Here is a 4,437-nt window from a genome sequence, read left to right on the forward strand (position 1 = left end):
GCCTTCGATCAGGTGCCCCGCTCTGTCCGACTGTTGGAGGGAGCTTGCTCGCGAATCGCCGGGTTCAACCTTCGCCCGCAAGCGGCCTCCAACAGACCTTCGATCAGGTGCCCCGCTCTGTCCGACTGCTGGAGGGAGCTTGCTCGCGAATCGCCGGGTTCAACCTTCGCCCGCAAGCGGCCTCCAACAGGCCTTCCATCAGGTGCCCCGCTCTGTCCGACTGCTGGAGGGAGCTTGCTCGCGAATCGCCGAGTTCAACCTTCGCCCGCAAGCGGCCTCCAACAGGAAAAGCAGGCAACCGCCGCGTTCGACTGTGGGAGCGCGGATCCCGCGCGAACCGGTCGGGCCGCCCTTCGCTTGCCGGGCCGGCTCCGGACATCTTCCTGCTCTCGTCGCTCGGCGGCCGCGCACCGGGCTTCGTGAAGACACCGACGACCGCCCGGCCCGTGGCGCTGCCGCTACACTAGACGGCCGACCGATTCCCGGACCCTTGCCATGCCTTCGTTCGACACCGTTTCCGAGCTCGACGCCCACGAGGTCGCCAATGCGGTCGACCAGGTGCGTCGGGAAGTCCAGAACCGCTTCGATTTCAAGGGCAGCGATTCGCGCCTGGAGCATGACGACTCGACGATCACGCTGATCTCGGAGTCGGATTTCCAGGTCCGTCAGATGCTCGACATCCTGTACGCCAAGATGTCGAAGCGCGGCATCGATCTGAAGGCGGTCGAGGCCGGAGAGCCGAGCGCTTCGGGGAAGACCGTCCAGCTGGTCGTCACGCTCAAGCAGGGCCTGGACGCCGAACTGGCCAAGCGCCTGGTCAAGACCATCAAGGCCTCGAAGCTGAAGGTGCAGGCGGCGATCCAGGGCGACTCGATCCGGGTGTCGGGCAAGAAGCGCGACGATCTGCAGGCCGCGATCGCGCTGCTGCGGGAGGCCGATGCCGACCGGCCGCTGCAATTCAACAACTTCCGGGATTGATTCCATCGTGCCCCAGTTCCAACGCATCGTCTCGACGCTGATCGCCGGCGCCCTGATCGCGCTGCTGGCCACCTGTGCCGTGGTCGACCAGCGGTCGGCCGACAGCGTGCCGCCACTGCTGCTGATCTCGATCGACGGCTTCCGCCACGACTACCTCGAGCTGGCCGATCTGCCGGCGCTCCAGCGCCTGGCCGACGAGGGGCTGCGCGCCGACGGCTTGATGCACGTCTTCCCGACCAAGACCTTCGCTACCCACTACGCCACGGCCACCGGCCTGTATGCCGAGGGCACCGGCGTGGTGGCGAACAACATGTGGGACCCGGAGCGCGAGTCGAGCTTTTCGCTGGGCAACCGCGACGCGGTCAGCGACGGCTACTGGTACGACGGCGAGCCGATCTGGAACACCGTGGAGAAGGCCGGCAAGGTGGCCGCGACCTACTTCTGGCCCGGCTCCGAGGCCCAGGTCGGCGGCATGCGACCGACCTACTGGAAACCGTATGCCGGCGACACGCCCCACGACGAGCGGATCGACCAGGTGCTGGCCTGGCTGGACCTGCCGCCCGGCGAACGGCCCACCTTCCTGTCGCTGTATTTCTCGGTGGTCGACTCGGCCGGCCACCGCTACGGCCCCGGTCGGCCCGAGGTGATCGAGACCATGCACGAGGTCGACCGTGCGCTCGATCGCCTGATCGACGGGCTCGAAGCGCGCGGCCTGCTCGATCAGCTGCACATCCTCATCACCTCCGACCACGGCATGACCCGGATCGACCTGGAGCGGTACGTGCTGCTCGACGACTACCTGGACCTGTCGCAGGTGCGCGTGTCGGACTGGGGACCGGCGGCACAGATCTGGACCATCGACGGCGGCCCGAGCGCCGAAGAGATCCTGGCCGCGGTGTCGGAGATTCCGAACTCGAAGGCCTGGATCAAGGGCAACGCGCCCGAGCGCTACCGCTTCGACGACCACAAGCGCGTACCCGACGTGACGGTCGAGGCCGAACCGGGATGGATGATCTCCAACAAGCCCTACTACGCCGGCATGCAGCTCGGCCAGCTGAACGGCATGCACGGCTGGGATCCGGCCTGGCGGGAGATGCACGGGCTGTTCATCGCCCACGGCCCGGCGTTTCCTGCCGGCAGTCGGCTGCCGGCGGTGCGCTCGGTGGACCTGTATTCGCTGATGGCCGAATTGATGGACGTGCCGCCGGCGGTGACGGCGGGATCGCTGGCGGCGTTCGAGCCGTTGCTGGCCGCCGACGCGGCCGTGAACTACGACACCACGCTCTGGGACTGCCCCGGCCGTCGCTTCGTGGTGCGCATCGCGCCGGGCCTGGCCTCGATCGAGACGGCCGGGCGGATGTTCGCGCTGCCGACGGTGCCGGCGGCGTCGGGTGCGAAGTACCAGGACGCCACGACGGTGTTCTGGGCCAAGGGCGACGAGGCGACCTTCGAGATCGACGGCGAACGCTGGTCGGGGTGCGGCCGGGTCCGGCCCTGATGTCGAAGGCCGGGCGCCGGTGGCCGGTGCCCGGAGCGAAGGCGCCCTGGGCCGTCAGTCGGCCAGGACGAAGGTCACTTTCAGGACGACGCGGTATTCCTTGATCTTTCCGTCGTCTCCGCATTCGACCTTCTGACTCTGCACCCAGGCACCCTGGACGTTCTTCAGGGTCTTGTTGGCGCGGTCGATGCCTTCTTCGATCGCCGCCTCGAAACTGCGGCTCGATGAAGCGATGATCTCGGTTACGCGTGCGATGCTCATGCATCCTCCTCGTAGGCTTCGAATGAACGTTCGGCGCGGACGCGAGCCCTGCCGCCGACCGGGCCCTTCACCGTACGCGCTCTGAGCAAGGATTTCAAATTGCCGGAATTGCCCGAAGTCGAAACCACCCGCCGCGGCCTGGACCCGCTGGTGACCGGCCGCACGATCGAGGCCGTGACCGTACGCCAGCCGATGCTGCGCTGGCCGGTGGCGCGCGAAGCCGCCGCCCTGGCCGGCTGCAAGGTGCTGGCGCTTCAGCGCCGCGCCAAGTGGCTGCTGTGGCGCTTCGAGCAGGGCAGCCTGCTCTGGCACCTGGGCATGTCCGGTTCGTTCCGCGGCTGGAACGAGGCGCCGGGGCCGGGCGCGCATGACCACCTCGATGTCGTGGTGCGGGACGGGTGGACAATCCGCTACACCGATCCGCGCCGCTTCGGTGCGGTGCTGTGGCAGCCCGGCGACGACCCGTTCGTCCATCCGCGGCTGGCCGGGCTGGGGCCGGAGCCGCTGTCCGACCGGTTCGACGGCGATCACCTGTGGCGGCTCAGCCGCGGCCGCCGCGCTGCGGTCAAGACCTTCATCATGGACAACGCGGTGGTGGTTGGCGTCGGCAACATCTACGCCGCCGAGTCGCTGTTCGACGCCGGCATCCACCCCATGCGCGCCGCCGGCCGCGTCAGCCGGGCGCGCTACGCGGTGCTGGCCGAGACCATCCGCACCACGCTGACCCGCGCGATCGAGGTCGGCGGCACCTCGCTGCGCGACTTCACCGTCGGTGACGGCACACCGGGCTACTTCGGCCAGGAACTGAAGGTCTACGGCAAGGCCGGCGAGCCCTGTCCGGTCTGTGGAGCAGAAATCAAGGGCGCGGTGATCGGGCAGCGGGCGACGACGTGGTGTTCGGAGTGTCAGCGCTAGGGCGCCTGGCACGGACGGGGTTCGGGGTTCGGGGTTCGGGGTTCGGGTCAGGTCTTCGATCGAGCGCGGGCGACGGGTTCGACTGTGGGGAGGGCGGATCTCCGCGCGAAGGTCTTTCCGTCGTTCCGGGGCGCCGAGCAGGCGGACCCGGAAGCTCCCGATGCCGGCGCTCCGGTTCGATGGGCGACTGCGTCACGAGGTCCCGGGTTCGCCTTCGGCGCCCCGGGACGACGTAGGTGTGGAACAGGTTCCGGGGCGCCGAGCAGGCGAGCCAGAAACCTACTGATGTCGGCGCTCCGGTTCGATTGGCGATTTCGTCACGAGGTCCCGGGTTCGCCTTCGGCGCCCCGGGACGACGGAGGTGTGGAACAGGCTCCGGGGCGCCGAGCAGGCGGACCCGGAACCTCCCGGTGCCGGCGCTCCGGTTCGATGGGCGATTTCGTCACGAGGTCCCGGGTTCGCCCTCGGCGCCCCGGGACGACGGAGGTGTGGAACAGGCTCCGGGGCGCCGAGCAGGCGAGCCCGGAACCTCCCGATGTCGGCGCTCCGGTTCGATGGGCGATTTCGTCACGAGGTCCCGGGTTCGCCTTCGGCGCCCCGGGACGACGGAGGTGTGGAACAGGTCCCGGGGCGCCGAGCAGGCGAGCCAGGAACCTACCGATGTCGGCGCTTCGGTTCGATGGGCGATTTCGTCACGAGGTCCCGGGTTCGCCTTCGGCGCCCCGGGACGACGGAGGTGTGGAACAGGCTCCGGGGCGCCGAGCAGGCGAGCCCGGAACCTCCCG

General features: G+C 68.9%; 4 protein-coding genes. 3 read left to right on the forward strand and 1 reads right to left on the reverse strand.

From position 1 onward, the window contains the following. The first annotated feature begins 495 nt into the window (after window positions 1–495). Together HFP89_RS03275 and HFP89_RS03280 are read left to right on the forward strand one after the other, a co-directional pair. Window positions 496–978: a YajQ family cyclic di-GMP-binding protein gene (locus HFP89_RS03275; protein ID WP_168716216.1), complete on the forward strand. Its 483-nt coding sequence runs from the start codon at window positions 496–498 to the stop codon at window positions 976–978. 7 nt (window positions 979–985) lie between these two features. Next, window positions 986–2,476: an alkaline phosphatase family protein gene (locus HFP89_RS03280; protein ID WP_168716217.1), complete on the forward strand. Its 1,491-nt coding sequence runs from the start codon at window positions 986–988 to the stop codon at window positions 2,474–2,476. A gap of 54 nt (window positions 2,477–2,530) precedes the next feature. Here the strand turns inward: HFP89_RS03280 and HFP89_RS03285 are convergent, their stop codons facing one another. After that, complete coding sequence (locus HFP89_RS03285; protein WP_168716218.1) at window positions 2,531–2,737, reverse strand: dodecin family protein; 207 nt, start codon at window positions 2,735–2,737, stop codon at window positions 2,531–2,533. Between the two features lie 99 nt (window positions 2,738–2,836). Between HFP89_RS03285 and mutM the strand changes: the two genes are divergently transcribed. Continuing rightward, the gene (gene mutM / locus HFP89_RS03290; RefSeq protein WP_168716219.1) at window positions 2,837–3,652 is read left to right on the forward strand and encodes a bifunctional DNA-formamidopyrimidine glycosylase/DNA-(apurinic or apyrimidinic site) lyase; all 816 of its coding nucleotides are present in this window, start codon (window positions 2,837–2,839) and stop codon (window positions 3,650–3,652) included. Window positions 3,653–4,437 lie beyond the last annotated feature (785 nt).

Origin of the sequence: Wenzhouxiangella sp. XN79A, assembly GCF_012272825.1 — a bacterium.
In the GTDB taxonomy this organism is placed as follows: Bacteria; Pseudomonadota; Gammaproteobacteria; order Xanthomonadales; family Wenzhouxiangellaceae.

Excerpts from the sequence above, each read along its gene's own strand:
- HFP89_RS03285 (WP_168716218.1), bottom strand. The coding sequence starts at position 2,737 with ATGAGCATCGCACGCGTAACCGAGATCATCGCTTCATCGAGCCGCAGT.
- HFP89_RS03275 (WP_168716216.1), top strand. The coding sequence starts at position 496 with ATGCCTTCGTTCGACACCGTTTCCGAGCTCGACGCCCACGAGGTCGCC.